This window comes from Phocaeicola salanitronis DSM 18170 (assembly GCF_000190575.1).
Classification (GTDB): domain Bacteria; phylum Bacteroidota; class Bacteroidia; order Bacteroidales; family Bacteroidaceae; genus Phocaeicola; species Phocaeicola salanitronis.
Genome location: NC_015164.1, coordinates 1,844,518 through 1,863,887 on the forward strand (window position 1 = coordinate 1,844,518; position 19,370 = coordinate 1,863,887).

At 45.0% G+C, this 19,370-nt stretch carries 8 protein-coding genes and 2 pseudogenes; 1 reads left to right on the plus strand and 9 read right to left on the minus strand.

Translation table 11 applies throughout. The features are described 5' to 3' along the window. Positions 1-8 precede the first annotated feature (8 nt). The 4 genes and pseudogenes from BACSA_RS20590 to BACSA_RS08045 all read right to left on the minus strand — a co-directional run. A pseudogene (locus BACSA_RS20590) lies at positions 9-1,166 on the minus strand (DUF2264 domain-containing protein); the annotation flags it as partial. Between the two features lie 27 nt (positions 1,167-1,193). Then, a pseudogene (locus tag BACSA_RS20595) lies at positions 1,194-2,030 on the minus strand (glycoside hydrolase family 16 protein); the annotation flags it as partial. Positions 2,031-2,319: 289 nt separating this feature from the next. Then, on the minus strand, positions 2,320-4,023 hold the full coding sequence (locus BACSA_RS08040) for a RagB/SusD family nutrient uptake outer membrane protein (RefSeq protein ID WP_013617610.1): 1,704 nt from the start codon (positions 4,021-4,023) through the stop codon (positions 2,320-2,322). 12 nt (positions 4,024-4,035) lie between these two features. Next, on the minus strand, positions 4,036-7,119 hold the full coding sequence (locus BACSA_RS08045) for a SusC/RagA family TonB-linked outer membrane protein (RefSeq protein WP_013617611.1): 3,084 nt from the start codon (positions 7,117-7,119) through the stop codon (positions 4,036-4,038). Between the two features lie 616 nt (positions 7,120-7,735). Between BACSA_RS08045 and BACSA_RS08050 the strand changes: the two genes are divergently transcribed. Next, positions 7,736-9,490, plus strand: coding sequence for an ATP-binding protein (locus BACSA_RS08050; protein WP_013617613.1), 1,755 nt, complete (start codon positions 7,736-7,738; stop codon positions 9,488-9,490). 72 nt (positions 9,491-9,562) lie between these two features. On the opposite strand, the gene BACSA_RS08055 is transcribed toward BACSA_RS08050, so the two are convergent. The 5 genes from BACSA_RS08055 to BACSA_RS08075 form a co-directional block, all read right to left on the minus strand. Continuing rightward, positions 9,563-13,696, minus strand: a complete 4,134-nt coding sequence (locus BACSA_RS08055) for a hybrid sensor histidine kinase/response regulator transcription factor (RefSeq protein WP_013617614.1) — start codon at positions 13,694-13,696, stop codon at positions 9,563-9,565. Between the two features lie 79 nt (positions 13,697-13,775). Then, positions 13,776-15,062 (minus strand): UDP-N-acetylmuramoyl-tripeptide--D-alanyl-D-alanine ligase, encoded by a 1,287-nt coding sequence (locus BACSA_RS08060; protein ID WP_013617615.1) that lies wholly within the window; start codon positions 15,060-15,062, stop codon positions 13,776-13,778. A gap of 134 nt (positions 15,063-15,196) precedes the next feature. Continuing rightward, positions 15,197-16,570 carry a S41 family peptidase gene (locus tag BACSA_RS08065; RefSeq protein ID WP_013617616.1) on the minus strand — a complete coding sequence of 458 codons (1,374 nt, stop codon included), beginning with the start codon at positions 16,568-16,570 and terminating at the stop codon, positions 15,197-15,199. A 9-nt stretch (positions 16,571-16,579) separates the two neighbouring features. Further along, a complete protein-coding gene (locus tag BACSA_RS08070; RefSeq protein WP_013617617.1) occupies positions 16,580-17,449 on the minus strand; it encodes a hypothetical protein in 870 nt (289 codons plus the stop codon). Between the two features lie 72 nt (positions 17,450-17,521). Then, on the minus strand, positions 17,522-19,273 hold the full coding sequence (locus BACSA_RS08075) for a fimbrillin family protein (protein WP_013617618.1): 1,752 nt from the start codon (positions 19,271-19,273) through the stop codon (positions 17,522-17,524). Between the last annotated feature and the right edge of the window lie 97 nt (positions 19,274-19,370).

The window sequence follows — 19,370 nt, forward strand, 5'->3', positions numbered from 1 at the left end:
TCTCTTTTTCATTCATAATAAGCATGGTCTTTCGGAAAATCCTCGCCTTCCCACGCTTTCTTGCTCGTCCAGTTTTCCGTCGGTGAGATCCAGAAAGGATGATCGGCAGGCAGCCCCAAGGGCATAAATGCCAGTGTGGTCATATACAGGCTTCCGTTGTTCGTATATACATCCGCTATATCCGTCTGGCTTGCCGTAAAGCCCAACGTAAGAAAACCTTTCTCATTGAAATTGGCATCCGTGGCATACATGCGTTTCATGACAGCGGTCAATGCACTACGCACCTGCCCCTCGGAAAGCCCTTCGGGAAGTTTCTCTTGCCATGCCAGCATTGCCAACGCCTGCAGGGCACCCAACCGGTAGGTAATGGAACGTCCGAACACAGGGAATGCCCCTTCCGGCGAAATCATCCGTTCCAATATCGTGCCATACCGCTGCAAACGACTTTCGGCACGGGCAAGCTCTTCCGCACTCACCCTGACGCCCCGCTTTTGCCGATGCAACACCTGCAACGCTTCTACATACATGGGCTGAATCACAAAACTGTTGTAATAATCGAAAGCAAAACCCGGCCCGTCGCTATACCAGCCGTCGCCTACATACCATTCGTTTATCTTCCGCAAGCCGATATGGATGCGGTAAGCATCGTAATCCTCGCTTACCGTAGAAAGGAATGTTTCTATCAGGCTGACAAACATTACCCAATTGGAATACACAGGCGTGTACCTCCGCAATCCGGCAAACTCCTTGATATACCGTTGCCGGGTTAACGTGTCGAGCGCATGCCAAAGCGAAGGGGCACGCAAGAAGCTTTCGGCAATGTAGGCCGCGTCTACCAAAGCTTGTCCGTGCTTGTTCCACCCCAAATAATCGGGACTTTCGGGATTGACGGCATGAGCATAACTCTTCAAAGCCCATGTACGCAACTGCTTGCGCATCTGTCCTTCGGGGGTATCGTCATCGGGCAAGGAAAGCCACGGGGCTACTCCTGCCATGGTACGCCCGAAACATTCCATGTAAGCCACTTCCTTGTTCCGCCCGTCCCAGCGTGGGCTAAGTTCCAATTGCATGTTCTGATGCAGCTTGCCCTCACTCATGTTGCTCAATACCGGCTCGGCAATGCGGTACAGCAGGTTGCACCAATACTGCCGGTCGGAAGGTGCCTTCTGATACACCCTTACATAATCAATTTCATATTTCATAGGGAAAGCCTCATCGGCGATTTCCCCTCCGTTATCACCGCCCAAAGCCAAGTTCAGCAACACATATTGCGGCTTGCGGAACGGATTCGTTCCCAGTCCGATGCTTCCGTTCACCGTAGTGCCGAGCGATATCTCATTCAACAATTCATCGTCCAAATAAAACCTGATGCTGTTTTCGTCCCAATCCATGCGCCACGTATGGAACTTATCCGCCCATTTGGCATCACGTCCGGTAAAGTGTGTAAAAGGAATCCGCTGCGAATTCCATACCGCATGATTCGGGATGCTGTCTCCCCAACAAGCATTGGCAAGAATATGGGGCACGCCTCCGATGCGATAATATTCCATAACATCTATCTCGCCACACGAAGGCCAGGGCATCCCGCTGCCCAATAACCAAATGGCAGGCCATGCGCCTCCCGCCGTCGGAATCTTGGCACGCACCTCCAGACGTCCGTATAAAAACTCGTATTTACCGGCTGTATTGACCGAAGCGGATGTATATGCGATATGTTCCCGCTTTTTCCGCCAGTCCGCACTTCCGGCTTCATAATCCGGATTCTTCCTCTCTGCTTGTTCACGCCGGGCTTCGATAATCAGCTTCCCGTTCCGGCAATACGCGTTTTCCGGTTGATACCATTGGTCTTCATGGTTACGCTTGAACCCTTGTTCATAATTCCAAACGGTTGTATCCAACCGTCCGTCTTGATTGAACTCATCACACCAGACCAATTTCCAGCCATCGTCTTGTGCCCTGCCGTCTAAAACCGAAAGCAGCAACAAGCAACTGATGCCTGCTATCCGATGTATCCATTTATCTATTATCATACCTATTGTCAATTAGTTTATATTACCCACTCACTTCAGAAGAAAGTATAAATTGCGAAGATTCCATCACCCCATTTTATAGTAGAGACATCACATTGTGGCGCCTCTGAATACGTCTGCAAAAACATAAAAATCCGCAATCATCCAAGCGAAGGAGATTAATTGTGACTTTCATCAAAATGTCAACCGCTTGGACGATTGCGGAAACTGAATCATCTAAAATTGGTTTTATACTTATCGTTGCATGAAATTGTGCATTTTAATAGGACACACAACTATTATCACCCTATTAATTGTATCCCGGATTCTGCTTAATCTCGGCATCCTTATTCAATTGAATAACTGACAATGGAATAGGAAGCAATGAATTAAAGTCTTGGAATCCTTGAATGGTTTTGATTTCCGGAGCATAAGGCACCTTGTCACCATTCATTTCGATACGTTCTGCCAATGTATTGGTACGAACCAACGTCATACGGCGGTTTTCTTCACCTATCAACTCACGAGCACGCTCGTCAAGGATAAAGTCAAGGTCAATATCGGCAGCACTGACTTTTCCTGCTTCTGCATCACCCGTTTGCTCACGGTATTCCTTAAACGCACGGTCACGTAATACATTAATATCATCAGCAGCTCCTTGCAAATTGCCTTGTTGGAAACGAGCTTCGGCACGAAGCAGGTAAGTTTCACCCAAACGCATAACGGGCCAGTCTTTTACAATTGCATAACCGAAATCATCCGTTTCATCATAACCGCCCCATTTTGTAGTATGCGGATAGAATACGTTCAATGAATCTGCCGGTCCCGGAATAACCTTATCACCAGTCTTAATGGTTATAGTCCTTACCGCAGTAGGATCATCTACGGTTACACGAAAACCATTCGCATCAATACCGATTTCTTCCGAATAATCCGGTCTGTTATACCACATCACACGCCGGATATTAAAGTTAGAATTACGGATGTCACCCTTTTCATACAAACCGTATTTCATAAAGTTACTCAAACGCAAACGACCGTTACCACGTCCACCAATCGAATCGGCATTCTGAATGCCACTATACTTATGGAATGCCGGAGTCCAGACACGGCGTTGTTGCGGATTATCAATCGTACCGCCAATCACATCACGGTTGTATTCCATCTCAAAAGTCCAAATAGCTTCGGTATTTCCTTCTGAACGACGTTGGTTATGCCAACGAAACATATCATGATAGAAATCACCAGCTTCTTCCAAATACTGACCATACCGTTCCTGAATCAATTGATACTCAGGATTACTGATAATCGGCGTAACCGCATCTTCAGCTTTCTTGAAATAAGAAGCGTCACGCATACCCATACGCAGATAAGCTTCTCCTGCAAGCTGGCGGGCAAAGTCCTTATTCGCACGGTCTTCCGATACAGCCTGACCTAAATCCGGTAAATTCGCCATGGCATATTGCAGGTCTTCATCAATCACGGCATCCACATTAGCTACCGTTTCACGAGTATAGTCGGTACGGGGCACATCAGTCGACTCTAATACCAAAGGTACATCTCCCCAAAGAGTTACCAATATATTGTATGCGTATGCACGGAAGAATTTGGCTTCAGCTATTACAGCAGGATTTCCCTCCTCTCCTTCCTGAGCTATAATCTGGTTTGCTTGATTGATAAATTCATAACACTTTTCCCACAAAATGCTTACTCCAACACTTTCTGAATTCAGCTGCTGATATTGATAAAAAGGAGTTTCAGCACCTTCCACATCACCAGCAGAGGCCACATCAGTACCAATTTGGAAACAACTAACAAATCCCTGATTACCAGACCATCCCCAAAGAGCAGCAAAGGTATAATACAAACCTGTTATACGGCTTTCTGAGCTTGAATTTTCCGGTGTATATTTTGAATACATTTTTTCGTCAAGGAAACTATCGCTACATCCGGTTGTACCCAAAGTCAATGCAGATGCTGCCAATGTCCCGACCAATATATTTTTCAGTTTCATAATCCCATTATTTTAGAAAGTTAAATTAAGACCAAATACAAAGCTCTTCGTCATCGGATAGTTGCTGCTATCGTAAACGGTTTCGCCTCTTGTCGCATCCCATGAACTGCTACCACGAGAAATCTGGCGTGCTTCCGGATCCCAACCAATCCAATCGGTGAAGGTAAACAAGTTACGTCCGCTGGCATAAATTGTCAGACCGCCAATACCCATTTTCTGTACAATGCGTTGCGGGAAATTATAACTCAACGTAATATCTTTGATACGGGTATAATTTGCCTTGCAAGGGAATCCGTATCCATGCGGGTTCGAATCCTTGCGAAGCGAACGCCATTCATTACTCTTATTCTCAGGTGTCCAGTAGCCGATTTCAGTAGCAGTATTACGGCGTCCCATTTCATCACCTGCCATACCAATCAAGGTATTGTTCTTCTGCAAACCTTGTACTGTCTGAATAAATACACTTAAAGTCAAATCTTTCCATGTAAAGGTGTTAGTCATACCGCCAATCCATTTGGGGGAAGTCTGCCCCAACACTTTACGGTCTGCATCGTTAATAACACCGTTACCATCCTGGTCTTTCAATTTCACATCACCGGCTTTGGCTATCGGATCCCAATTCAAATGGTCACCTCTTGCAATTTCGTCTTCCTGCCAGATACCTACCATTTCGTAATCGTAGATAACGCCGATAGGCTGTCCGATGAACCAACGGTTGGCGATATCGTCTTGCCCGTCACCGTACAAGTCTTTGATTTCATTCTTATTCCAAGAGAATACCAAGTTCGTACTCCACGTAAAGTCCTTCGTCACAATGTTACGTGAGTTCAACGTGATTTCCACACCTTTGTTAGCGGTTTCACCCATGTTCTGATATACTTTATTAAAACCGGAAACGGTAGGAAGGTTACGCTGCATCAGCAAATCATTGGTTCGTGAGAAATAGACATCAATGTTACCGCTCAAACGGTTGTTCCACAATCCGAAATCCAAACCGACATTGAAAGTCTTGGTAGTTTCCCATGTCAAATCGGCATTACCCATAAATTCATCCGGATAAAGAGCCAATTGGGGAGCACCGTTCATTGCCAACATATTGTTGACCATCTTCATACGAGACTGGTACACACCGATAGCCTCGTTACCTGCTTTACCGTAAGAAAGACGAAGTTTCAAACTGTTCAGCCAACGTTGAGAATGCTCCATAAATGATTCGTTCGCAATGTTCCACCCCAAAGCAACCGAAGGGAACACACCGTATTTATTATTGTCACCGAACACGGAAGAACCGTCCCGACGTACCGTAAAGGTAAACAAGTAACGGCTATCATACGAATAGTTGATACGTCCCATCTGAGATACCGTAGTATACAATTCAGTATAAGAAGCTACAGAAGGAGTAGAAGCACTTGCCATGTTATGCCATAACTGGTCATCACTTGGGAAGTTATTCGCCTTAGCTTGTGACCATTGATATTTCTTACGTGATGCCGCATACAAGCCGGTCAAGTCAAGGTGATGACGTCCAAAGTCGCGGGCGTAAGTTACGATATTTTCAATCGTATAACTCTGTGTTTCTTCATTCTTAATCTCAGCATAACCGGTATTGTTATTCACAGACTTTCCTTCATAATTATTATACCGCTTCGGCATATAAGAGAAACCTCCATTGAAACGGTAAGTCAATCCTTTCAACGGTTCCCACAATTTGCCAAAATCCACATCCGCATATCCGTTCAGATTGATATTCCATTGACGGCGTTCAGGATTGACCGTAGTCCACATCAACGGATTGGTAAACAAAGATTCACTATACATCGGATAGATACAGTACGAACCATCCTCTTCATACATCTTGCCATACGGACTCATCGCTTCTGCCATCAGGAAGTTAGCACGGCCTCCGTCGCGGTTATGCGATACAATGTAAGAATTCGTTCCCACTTTCAGAAAGTCCGTCACGTTGACATCAATATTGGTACGGATTGAATAACGCTTATAATTAAATCCCTTAACTACACCTTTCTGGCTCATGTAATCGGCAGAAATATAGTAAGAAACATTTTCTGCACCACCGCCTACACTGATATTATGATCTTGAATAATACCCGTCTGCGATACGGCATCAATCCAGTCGGTTTCAATTCCGTTCTGATAATTTTCCGACTCATATTGGTTTTTCACAAACCCGTCATACAAGGTTTCGCCAGGATTTTGTGCGACATAATCCTTATAACGTTGCAGGATCTGTTTTCCGTCACCGAACTTCAACTTATGAGAAAAATCCTCGATACCTACATACATATTATAACGGATATTGGGCTTGCCAGATTTACCACGCTTCGTAGTAATCAAGATAACACCGTTCGCACCGTTCGTACCGTAGATAGCCGTAGCCGAAGCGTCTTTCAAGATTTCCATCGATTCGATATCGTTCGGGTTGATATCGTTCAATGTACCACCCGATTTGCTGATAGGCACACCATCCACAACGATATACGGACCGGAATTGGCATTGATAGAGTTCTGACCACGAACCAATGCATCAGGGGCATCACCCGGGATGGAAGAAGTCTGGGTAATAGTCACACCTGCCGTAGCACCCTGAATGGCTTGCAATACATTGGTCACAGGAAGCTTGGACAAACGGTCTTTGGGCACGGAAGTTACAGAACCCGTCACGTCCGACTTCTTCTGCACACCGTATCCTACTACCACCACTTCATCCAAGGTTTCCGAGTCTTCCTGCATAGTTACCTGCATGGTAGTTCCCGGAGTTGCCTTCAGAGTCTGCGTCTTATAACCGATAAATGAGATTTCCAGCGTAGCGCCCGACTTTACTTTTAACGTAAACTTACCGTCAAGGTCGGTAATGGTACCATTGGTCGTACCTTGTTCTAATACACTGGCGCCGATAACCGGCATTCCTGAAGCGTCTTTCACGACACCGCTCACTTCTGCTGTTTGCTGCATGGCTTGCGCCGGTGCCTCGCCTCCGGCAGCAAAAGCTGCCAACGGATGCCCCGCGATAAAGCCTGAACAAAGCAATAAAGCAAACAACGCTTTCCGATTGTTGGTTAACACATCTGCTTTCATTCTTACAATTAATTTTAAAGTTAGAAATTGTCACATTGTGTTATCCTAAAAAAACCTTTTCGCGCTTTCTGTTTTTCCTAGTACCCAGTTTTCTTATTCTTTTTTTATACTTTTTACCTGATTATCCTATTGCTTTTATTCATCACGTGACATGTCAATTAGATTCCATTCTCTTTCACAAGCTATTGTGTTTATAATTTCGAAACGATGCAAATTTAAAAGAAAATTTCAGAAAACAAATATAAATTATCATTCAAATCACATAAAATTTCGGTCATGAACGCTTTTTCGGAAAGGATTTACCGTTTTTTTATAGCGATGCGACTGTTTCTCACACATAAAAATGTGTTTACCGTAGAGACGATGTACACATCGTCTCTACAGAAACGGCGCAAGACATACAAATCACGAAGCCAAGTATGCGTTTTGACGAACATAAGTGAGTGGACCGTTTCACATAAGTAACTCGGGCGATTTACATAAGTGAGTCAGCCTACTCACTTATGTTCGTTCGCGGAGGCACTTTTCACGAACGGTAAAGTAGGTTATACCGCGTTTGAAAATTAATAAGAAAAACGTATCTTTGCCGTACGATAACCATTAAAGACATTCAAATATGGAACAGTCAAAAGTGAAAGGCATTCCTTACGGCGTGGCAAATTTCGAACAGCTGCGGAACGAGAATCTCTATTACGTGGACAAGACCATGTATCTTCCGCTCTTGGAGAACATGAGCAACTACCTCTTCCTTATCCGTCCGCGCCGTTTCGGAAAGAGCGTGTTCGTCAGCATGATGCGGGATTACTATGACATCGCCAAAGCGGACCGCTTCGATACGTTGTTCGACGGATTGTGGATAAAAGAGCATCCTACGCCCTTGAAGAACGCTTTTCAGGTAATATACTTTGACTTCTCGTTAGCGGGGGCAGGAATGGAACGGCTGGAATATACATTTAATGATTATTGCTGTACAGAACTTGACTCTTTTATCAAACAATACAAAACGTATTATGACGACACTACGTTTCAAAATGTATTGGCAGAAAAAGACGCAGCTTCAAAATTGCGAATCATCAATGCAGAAGCGCGTCGCAAAAAATATCCACTCTACCTCATTATTGACGAGTATGACAATTTTACGAATGTAATTCTAAGCGAAGGCGGCAAAGAAATGTTCCGAAACCTGACCCATGCCAGCGGCTTCTACCGCGAATACTTCAAGATATTCAAGGCAATGTTCAGCCGGGTGTTCCTGATTGGCGTATCTCCTGTTACCTTAGACGACCTTTCGAGCGGATATAACATCGACTGGAACATCTCGCAGGCACCGGAATTCAACCACATGTTAGGTTTCTCTGAAAGTGACGTGTGCACCATGTTCCATTACTATCAGGACAATGGCAAGCTGCGTGCCGATGCCGACATCGAGGCGATGATGGCGGAAATGAAGCCGTGGTACAACAACTATTGCTTTGCCAAACAATGCCTAAACGATGACCGCCTATACAACTGCGACATGGTATATTACTATCTGCGCCACCAAGTGCTCTACGGATGCCCTCCTGATGAAATGGTGGACAAAAATATCCGTACGGACTATAAGAAGCTGAAAATGCTGGCAGACATTGACCGTGGGAATCAAAGGGAGAACCGCATGAGCGTAATAGAAGAGATAGCGGCAACAGGCTCGGTCATTATGTCGCTGAAGACTTCATTCCCTGCCGAATACGTGACGGATGACAACAATTTCCGGAGCCTCCTTTATTATTATGGACTGCTTACGATGGAAAGCAGCTACGGGAGCATGATGAAAATGGTAATCCCGAACAATTGCGTGAAAGAACAATACTGGAGCTTCATGCGCGATTACTACAACCGCAGCTTCAAGATAGACAGCATCCCGATGGAAATGGAAATGATGCGCATGGCGTTGGAAGGCGAATGGCAGCCATTCATCGAGCGGATAGCAGTGGCATACCGGGAAAACTCATCCGTACGGGACAGCATCTTGGGCGAGCATAACCTACAAGGATTCTTCAAGGCTTATCTTGCCCTGAATAGCCTGTATCTGGTAGAACCTGAAGTGGAACTGAATTACGGATTCAGTGATTTCCTCCTGCTTCCGGACAAGGCACGCTACCCGGAGACAGCACACAGCTACATCATGGAGTTGAAGTACGTAAAGCCCACGGCTTCCGACAGTGAAGTAGAAGCCAAAAGCAAAGAAGCAGAGGAACAATTACAGAAATACTGTGCAGACAGAGTCGTAAAACGCCTTTGCATGAATACGCAGCTTCATTTACTGAAAATCGTATTCCGGGGAGCGGAGATGAAAATATGTGCCGAAACCTGTTCAACTGATATCCGATAGAGGATTATCCTATATTCAATATCAGATAATCCTCTATCGAAAAGAGAATAATCCTCTCCGGCAGGGGAAGAATCAAGCATGACGGAGCTGTTCCATATACTCGGCAGGAGATACGCCTATCTCTTTTTTGAAGCAAACACTGAAATAAGCGGGGTCGCTGTAACCTACCCCGTATGCCAGTTCGGCAATCTTGATGCCCTTTTTCTCTTCCATGATGCGGCATGCCGCTTTCATGCGGATATTGCGCAAGAAGGCAGGAAACGTAAGCCCGGTCAATGACTTCAGTTTCCGGAACGCCGTGGAACGCGTGGTGTGCATTTCTTCCACAAACTGGGCCTGTCCGAACGCAGAATCGCCCAAATGACGGTGTATGGTATCTACCGCCTTTTGCAAGAAATCCTCGTCCATACTGGTGAAATCCAATCCTTTTGCTTCGAACACCAATTGCTTCTTAAATGTTTTCGTCTTCCGTTCCCTTGCGGCAAGCAAGTTGGCAATACGTGCCTGAAGCAACGTCAGGCTGAAAGGTTTCGTAATAAACGCATCCGCCCCCGACTCGTAGGCTTCCACCCGGTCTTCTTCCAGGTTCTTGGCGGTAAGCAACAAGAAAGGAATATGGCTGGTATCGAAATCGCCTTTAATCTTCCGGCAAAAAGTAATGCCATCCATAACAGGCATCATCACGTCTGAAACAATCAGGTCAATATCGTGCTTCCGGGTGCAGCCAAGCCCTTCTTCACCGTTCTTTGCGGTATAAACCGTATAGTCTTTGGAAAGGATACGCGCCATCAGCCCCAACAATTCTCCATTATCTTCCACCAGCAAAAGACTGCATTTCTTTTCTTTATCTGCAACCTTTTCCGGTTCCTCCTCGCCAGACGATTCTATCACCACATCCATATCCTCCACCCCGGAAATTTCGTGCGGCACACTTTCATCAGACAGCAGCAACTCCTGATCTAATTCTTCGGGTGCATAGCTTGATTTTCCAGTCGGGAAAGACACAATAAACGCCGCCCCTTTCCCTTCTTCGCTTTCTACCCGGATGGAACCGTGATGCAGCGTCACCAAGTCGTGCACCAATGATAACCCGATACCTGTCCCGATTGTATTGTATTTCCGATAGCTTCCTTCATAGAAACGCTTGAAAAGGTCTTTTTGCGCTTCTTTAGAAATGCCCGGCCCGTTATCTTTCACCGTTAGCTGCGCCTCTTCCTCACTGAGACGTACCAACTCGATGGATACGGTTTCATCGGGCAAGTTGTATTTTGCCGCATTCGACAACAAGTTATACAAAATCTTATCGAACTTGTCCGGATCGAAATAAACGATAAACGGAGCCGGACGGCAAGATAAGGTTACCTTCATCCCTTTCTTCTTCAAAAGAGGCACAAAAGCGTCTACGCTGTGCCGGATAAACAAGGCAAGATCGCCCCGTGATACTTTCAGTTTCAGGTTTCCTGTCTCTGCCTTACGGAATTCCAATATCTGCTGCAGCAAACGAATCAAACGGTTGATATTGGTCATCATCAACTTATATTTGGGTTCGTACGCAGGCGCTTCTTGCTTCAGGTCTTCTACCGATGCAGTCAATACGGTCAGCGGAGTCAGCAATTCATGGGTAATGTTTGTAAAAAACTGGAGCTTGGCATGATTCAGTTTTTCTATCTCCGCCTTCTCCACTTCCCTCAGATGAAGTTCGTTGCGGAGCAGCATACGTTTGCGCATCGTACGGAACACCCAGTAAACAATGCCAACCGCCAGCAACACATAAACCAGGTAAGCCCACCACGTTTTCCAAAAAGGAGGCAACACCGTTATAGCCAGCTCACGCACGTTGTTTCCCCACACTCCATTCTCGTCGGTCGCTTTCAACAGGAACGTATATTTCCCGCTTCCCAGATTATTGTAATACGCCACGCGATGCGCAGCATCGACGTATTGCCACCCGTTATCGAAGCCCTGAAGCTGGAAAGCATACTTATTGGAATTGGGGTTCAGATAGGTCAAGGCTGCAAACTCAATGCTGAAATTATTATATTTATAAGGTATAACCAGTTCCTCGGTAAAGGCAGGAGAGGCGGCGGACAAGCGGTTTCTTACTTCTTGCGGATAAGCAGACAACGAACGGTTGTGAATACGGATATCCGTAACTGCCAAAGGAGCTTCCTTATGGGTTTCTTCTATCTCATCGGGAACAAACGAATTGTATCCTTTGTAATTGCCGAACAACAGTTCACCGTTATACTTGCACGATGACTTGGCTATGAAAAACTTATCCAACAGCCCGTCGTTTACGGCATAAATCCTCACGACCGGATTCTTGTCTGCTCCGCTCAGTTTTATCAATCCTTCATTCGTTCCCAACCACAAGTTGCCCTTCCCATCCTCTTCGATACTCGCTACCATATCGCCCGGAATGGCATATTCCCGACTCTTGGGAACAAAACGTTTCCCTGCACGGTCGTACAGATACAAGCCTCCGCCTTCCGTACCCACCCACAAGCGTTGCCGGCTATCCATATAAAGGCACAGCACCGTATTTGTCATCAGCCTGCCGTTGGAAACACTATAATTGCAAAAGCGCAACGATGCTGCATCTTCCAGATTACCGTTCACATGAATCAAGCCGTAATTGGATGTAGCGACCCATCGGCTTCCGTCCGTATCTTCTATAATGTCTTTTACATTCAAATCACGGGCAGAAGTTCCGTCCTCGAAATCGATGCTGCTCCAATGCAACAACTTTCCGTCTGCCCTCTGCACATTCAAACTGGTACGGGTACCTATCCAGCAATTCCCTTTACTATCCTCATACAATGCCTCTATCATTGAACCACGCTGAAACTCCAGCCAATAAGCTTTCCCCTGATAAGGCAATGCCACAATGCCTCCCGAACAACCGAACCAAATGCTTTTATCCTGCTTGCGCTGCATGATGGAAGTAACCGTATTCCCTAATGAAAGAGAAGAAAATTCAGGCAAACGGGAAGAAGGAACAAACTTGTCCGACCCTTCCTTCTTGCATGCCAAGCCTACGGTACCGATACCTGCCCAAAGATTTCCGTCCCTATCCGCAAACAAGCTCCGTACAGATACCGCCAAAGCACCCGAAACCAAATAATCTAACGTATTCGAATGAAAACTATTTCCCTTCGTATCAGTCATCCATACGCCTCCACCAATCGTACCTATCCAGATGTTTCCCGCCGCATCGGAAATAATCGAATTGACCTCATCGGAAGGGATATAATAAGGCGAACGCCTGGGCATATAATTAATGAACTGCGTTGAACGGACGGAAGGCAGAATACTCAGCCCCATGCGGGTTCCCACCCAAAGCGAACGGGTATGCGGGTCTTCTTCTATCGCATAGACGATATCGTCCACCAAACTCCTGTCATCATCCGGATGATGTCTGTAAGGCACATACGCCAAACGGGAAAAATCCTTCGGATGTTCCAGCCGGTAAAGCCCGTCGCCCCACGTACCTACCCAAATATTCCGTCCGGAATCTTCGAATATCACATGAGGGCTGTTACGTTTCCCGATAGTGGGATAGGCATAAAACTTGTCTTCGGAAACACAATACCGGTAAAGCCCATCTCCCCATAACCCCATCCAGATATCTCCGTCGGCATCCTCATGCAACGATTTTACCGAACCTGCCTTCAGTATGCTTCCGGTCTGCTCCTTGCCGTACACAACAAACGAATCGCGTGCGGCTATATACCGGCAAAGCCCTTTGTCGGTTCCTATCCATACCTGATTGTCAGAAGTTACGAGAATACACGATACAAGATTATTGGGAATGGCGGGATAGACATACTTATGGATATTGCCAGTCTTCAAGTCCATCACGTTCAGCCCGTCTTGCGTCCCCATCCACAGATTGTGCGAAGCGTCTTCCTGTATGCACAAGATGTTGTTGTTCGTCAGGATATCCGGCATATACATATTCGACTTGTAAGTATTCACCTTGTATCCGTCGTACTGGCACAACCCGTTGCGTGTAGCAAGCCAGATAAATCCGCTACGGTCTTGATAGACTTTCTGTACCTCGTTGGAAACAAGCATTTCGGGAGAAGGCTTCTGCACAAAGCGCAACTTGTACAAAGGGGATTGCGCGAAGGCAAAGCAAGGCACAGCAAACAAAACAAGCCAAAAGCAAAGTTTTCTCAAATCATAGTATCCAGATGTATTCATAGCATGCTTTTCCAGTTTCCGCACAAAGATAATAATTTTTCAGAAACCGTCAAAAGCAGGGAAAGAAAAACGGACACCGTTACAAATACGCCGGAAGTTGACTCAATTTCATGCTGTTTGAACCTTTTATCAGAATTGTAAAACCGACAGGCTTGCTTTTTTCCAAAGCTTCCTTCACGGCATCGACATTATCAAAATGTTCGTACGCGGAGGCAACAGCCTTAAACTCCGGACCCGCCAACATCACACGGTCAAACCGACATCCGTCCAAGAAGCCGACTATCTTCCGGTGCTCTTCCAGACTGGCTTCGCCCAACTCTTTCATATCGCCCAAGATAACCATCTTATGAGGTGCCTGCACCTGACGGAAATTCTCTAACGCCGCCATCATGCTGGTAGGATTGGCATTGTAAGCATCTACAATCAGCTTATTACGCCCGGTATCTACCAACTGGGAACGGTTATTCTGAGGCATATATGTGGATAAGGCTTCGCAAATATCTTCGGGAGCCACATCAAAATACTTGCCTACGGCAACGGAAGCCAATGCATTGTCTAAGTTATAAGCCCCTATCAAATGGGTCTGCACCGGATACGTATTCCTTTCCGACATCCACTCGAAAGCCAGGAAAGGCGAACAAGACAAAAGCTTGCCGCTTACAAACAAGCCCGATGCCTGACCATAACGTACACAATGCAAACCATGGGCAATGGCATTCAGATAAGAATTTTCATTTTGAATAAAGATAGTGGCATTGCCTTTCTCACGCAAAAAATCATACAATTCCCCTTTGGTCTTAATGACGCCCTCGAAAGAGCCGAAGCCTAACAAATGTGCCTTGCCTACATTCGTTATCAAACCGTAATCAGGTTCTGCAATCTGCACCAACGCCTTTATCTCGCCCGGATGATTCGCCCCCATTTCCACTACAGCCATTTCATGCTCCTTGTTCAGACGCAACAGAGTCAGAGGAACGCCGATGTGATTATTCAGATTCCCTTGTGTAAACAATACCTTATACTTCTTGCTCAGTACCGAAGATACCAGTTCCTTCGTGGTAGTCTTCCCATTGGTACCCGTAATGCCGATAATGGGCGTCTTCAACTGCCGGCGATGATAGTTCGCCAATTGTTGCAAAACTTGCAGGCAATCATCTACCAAAATATAACTTTCCCCCCGGGCATATTCAGGTTCATCCACCACCGCATAGCGGCATCCTTGTGCCAAAGCCTGTGCGGCAAAAGCATTCCCGTTAAACGTTTCTCCTTTTAACGCGATAAACATACTCCCCTGAGGGCAATGGCGGCTATCTGTAGTCACCGTTCCACACACCTGAAAACGGCTGTATAATTCTTCTATCTCCATACGGTAACTTCTTTCTAATTCTTTAATGTGTTTGCTTAAAACGCAGATTAACGCAGATTATCGCGAATCAATAATTTAATTATTTATCTGCGTGAATCTGTGAAAATCTGCGTTTCCTTATAGTTGCATTTAATTTATCTTATATTGAATTGTGACCGGCGAGGCTTACGGGCAATCGGATTATAAACGACTTCTTTCTGCTTATTGAACCAATGATTCCGGCTTTGCACATCCTGTTCCGAACCGGTAACCGGGAATGTGCCATGCTCCAAATGGTAAAGCACAGGAACCATCAGGCTGTCCTGTTCCGTACCGAACTCGCCTAACGTCGCGGTCAAATCCTCCTCTGCCTCATAATCAGGCTGCAAGCCGTTGTCATAATACTCATAAAACCCCTCCGAATTGCTGACGTATGCCGTAGTCAGCCAAAACTCCAATTGCGGATAGGCTTCATCGGTAAACAGACTCTGTGCCACATTCTTGCCAAAAGTAGAAGCGCCTACCTGCAACAACTTATCGCCCAAATAAGGACGCAACGTATTCACTATAATCTCCGCAGCCGAAGCCGTATTATTCGTAGTAATCACATAAAGGCGGTCGTAAGACAAATTGGACACCCCCTGCAACAAGCTGGAATCAAATGTATATGCCTGTGTTTGAGGTTCGGTCTTGTCATTGAATATCATATTCATCCAAGTCTGCCCCATCGTACCTTGTGGAGCAAGAATGGTACTAAGCAACTGGGCAGTAGACACATATCCTCCCGGATTGTAGCGCAAATCCAGGATAATATCTGTGGGCGACTGAGCCGCCGCTTCATTGAATGCCGCTTTCAATAAATCTTCATCGGCTGTCTCAAAGCTATTATAAAGGATGTAAAAAGCCGTCCGACCACCTGCCGAAATCGTTTTATAAGTAAACACGCTGGGCTGGTCTATGATGCGGGGAGCAGGCATATCGATATAAGATGTATCCGGAAGACCGTCCTTTACCGTTGCTACCCGATACCGGTAGGACGAGGCCGGACGCTGGAAATATTCCGTATAATTGCTGGTATTCAGCGCACGTCCGTCCACATCAACCACCCAATCGTCTCGTTTGAGTCCAACTTCTGCCGCCGGTGAATCGGGATACACATAAAGAATATGTACGACATAATCGCCATTGGCATTGCGCACCAACGCACCCTCCAACCCAAAGGTAGGATAATCGATCTGTACACGGGATACGTTGACCGAATCAATATGCGAAAATACAGAACCGTTTTTCTGGTCTTGTGAAGACACTACCGACTGCAAAAAATCTTCAGGCTTATCAAAGAAATTCAATTCTTCTTCAGCCGGCAAATCTTCGTAAAACAGATAATGCTGCTGCATCACCTCATACATCCACGTCTTTGCACCAATCAACGCATAATATTCTCCCGAACGGTCTTGCCCGCACGAAGCAAGAAGCAAAGACGAAACTACCAGACTTATTGCACAAAGATAACGAATATACCTTCTCATACAGTACAATTATTTCATTTCAAACGAATTTTGACCTATCATATTTCCGTCGGCAAAGATATAGACATTGTATGTACCCGAAGGCAAAAACTCTTCCACATCCCAATAAACCGTGACGCTTTGTTCCTCGCCGGTATATTCGATGTATTTCTTGATGGAATAAGTGATTTCCCTGTCCTCGTATGCAAATGTCGTATTGCCTTTCGATAAGATGGAATTATCTGGCTTGGCGATACGGACATACACCGTCTTGTTGCCTGTTTCTGCCGTAATGTTCTTAGCGATTGTAAATGTAATGGCAATCTTCTTCACATCCTTCACCCGACGCGCCTTCCTGCCCCGTTTGTTCATCGGCAATGCCGAAATGTTTGTAGCATCCAATTGGGCAGCAAGCGAGACTTTCTCATTCAAGCTCTTCTTTTCTTGCGAAAGAGTATTGATTTGAGCCGTAGCAGCGCTGTATTTGCTCTTTACTTCCTGATTTTCCTCCCTTAACGCCGCATTCAGACGGTTCAACGAATCAATCTGAATCACATAACTCCGCAATACGGCACGAACGGTTTTCAGTTCTTTCTTCAAACGGATTATCTCTGCCGCATTTGTAGTCTTCACCTGACGCAATTCTTCCAATAAACGTTGCGTCTTTAATTTTTCGCTTTCCAGCTTCTCACGTAAAGAGTCATTATTGATTTGCACTTGAAGTTCATCATATTGGGCGGCAAATGTGCTGTACTCATTTTCCATTTCCTCTTTTTCCACAGCAAACACTTCTGCCATTTCCTTATTCTTCCGGAATTCGTTGATAGCAAGAAATGAAACACCAGCTATAAGCACAATCAATACGATGAGAATGACGATAAATTTCTTATTCTTTTCCATGGATTTATGAGTTTGGGGGCAAAAATACAAATTTTACTCATAAGTATGGATGCATCGCCTTAAAAAATCTAATCATTGGGAAGATTGATGAATAAAGGGAATATTTTCATCTCCTTTTTGCCAATAATCAAGCGAATAACCCGAATATTTCCCTTGATTGTCCTCAACCCACCCGTTCAATGCTTCGAGAAGGGAACAGCCTTTATCGGTTACGGTAAAATCGGAATCGTATGCATAGACTGCACCTTTATATGTAAAGGTATTATAAATAGGCTTTAAACTCACATCTCCCTGATAATAACAATTGATTGTAGTATCAGAACCCTTATTACCTTTATAAAACAAAACACCTGCATCTGTATTTTCTGCATCCAATGAAAACACATAACAATTTAATATATTGCTACCAGCTGACACATTGTAACATAACCCTCCGGCGAGATCATTATTCATAAAACTACATTGCGCCACACAACAATTAATAATATCCTTATCTGCTGAATTGTCATAACAAAATCCACCAACATACATTGCATTACCTATAAACTGCATATCATTAACTACACAATTCAGCACACGTCCTTTATTATTGCAAACCATTCCACCTGCATTTCCATATTTTTTGTTCTCTATTTTGCCTCCCTTTATGTGACATCCTATTATTGTCCCCTCATTCCAACCTGCTAAAATACCCACACGCTGAGTAGTATTGTTTATATTAGCATTCACATACGAGCAGTTTTCCATATTCAAATTCTTTACAACTCCTTGTCCATCAATATAAGCAAACAATCCTTGGCTAGAGGTTTTATCAACCGTTATTATCTGCAAACCCCTAAGCGTATACCCTCCTCCATCAAAACAATCCTTAAATGCCCAATTATTTCTACTATCAGTGGATGATCTAAACCCTATCGGCTGCACATCCTTACTTGTCTCTTCCGTAAAGTGAAGGTCATTACGTAAATAATATGTAGTACGCCCATCCACGGTTTCTCCAAACTCATCCAAAGTTCTCCCCGGATAAGACATGCCGTTTATCAGATGCGTGAAAGCGATAAAATCTTCTACCGTATAAATGCCGACTTCATGGACTTCAGGAGCGAGATGATACGTATATTGATACCCCGATTGGTAAGATTGAGAGGCAGTTGTAGCCAAAGGCAATTGCTTGCCTTCCGAAGTCGTGATTTGAATGTCAATCGTAACCTCATGAGCAGAGGGGACAAAGAACGAATAAATCCCATCGGATTGTTTTTCTATCTGAAACGGTTCCGCCGGTGTCCCGGTCAGAACAATTTCTCCTGTGAGAGGCAGGACAGATTCTATTTGAACCGAAGGAGTAAACGTGATATGCTGAATCTGTTCGTTCATCTCCCCGTCCACTTCAAAAATGATTTTCGAAAATAAATGCTGAAAACCAAGTTCGATGAACATCTCCGACGAGACTTCTCCCTTGGCAAATATGATGTCTTCTAAAAAACCGTCTTCATCATAATAATCCCAATCACCGGATTCAAAACAAGGATAAAAAGCCGTAAACGAAGCATCCTTCCCTGACGTATTCCATGACAATGCCCCTCCATGCTTCCACATTCCATTCTCATACGTAAGACATACATTATCGGCTTCAATTCCACCCTGACTGAAAAATGAAACCACATCGCCTGCCTGAAAACGGGTATTTTCTTCTGCCGCACGTCCGGCGCATTGAATCTGCCCGCCCCGAATGACAACCAAAGAAGGTGATTCTCCCACGTGCTCGTTTACACATCCTGCGAACAAAGAGAAAAGGAAGAACAGATAAGCCGCTATCTTTTTCATGATAATTCTGTTTTACGTTATTTTTATACAACGCAACTTTTCCATTTTGTCCATAGATAAAACGATAAAAAAGCGCTGCTTACCTTCACAGGCGAGC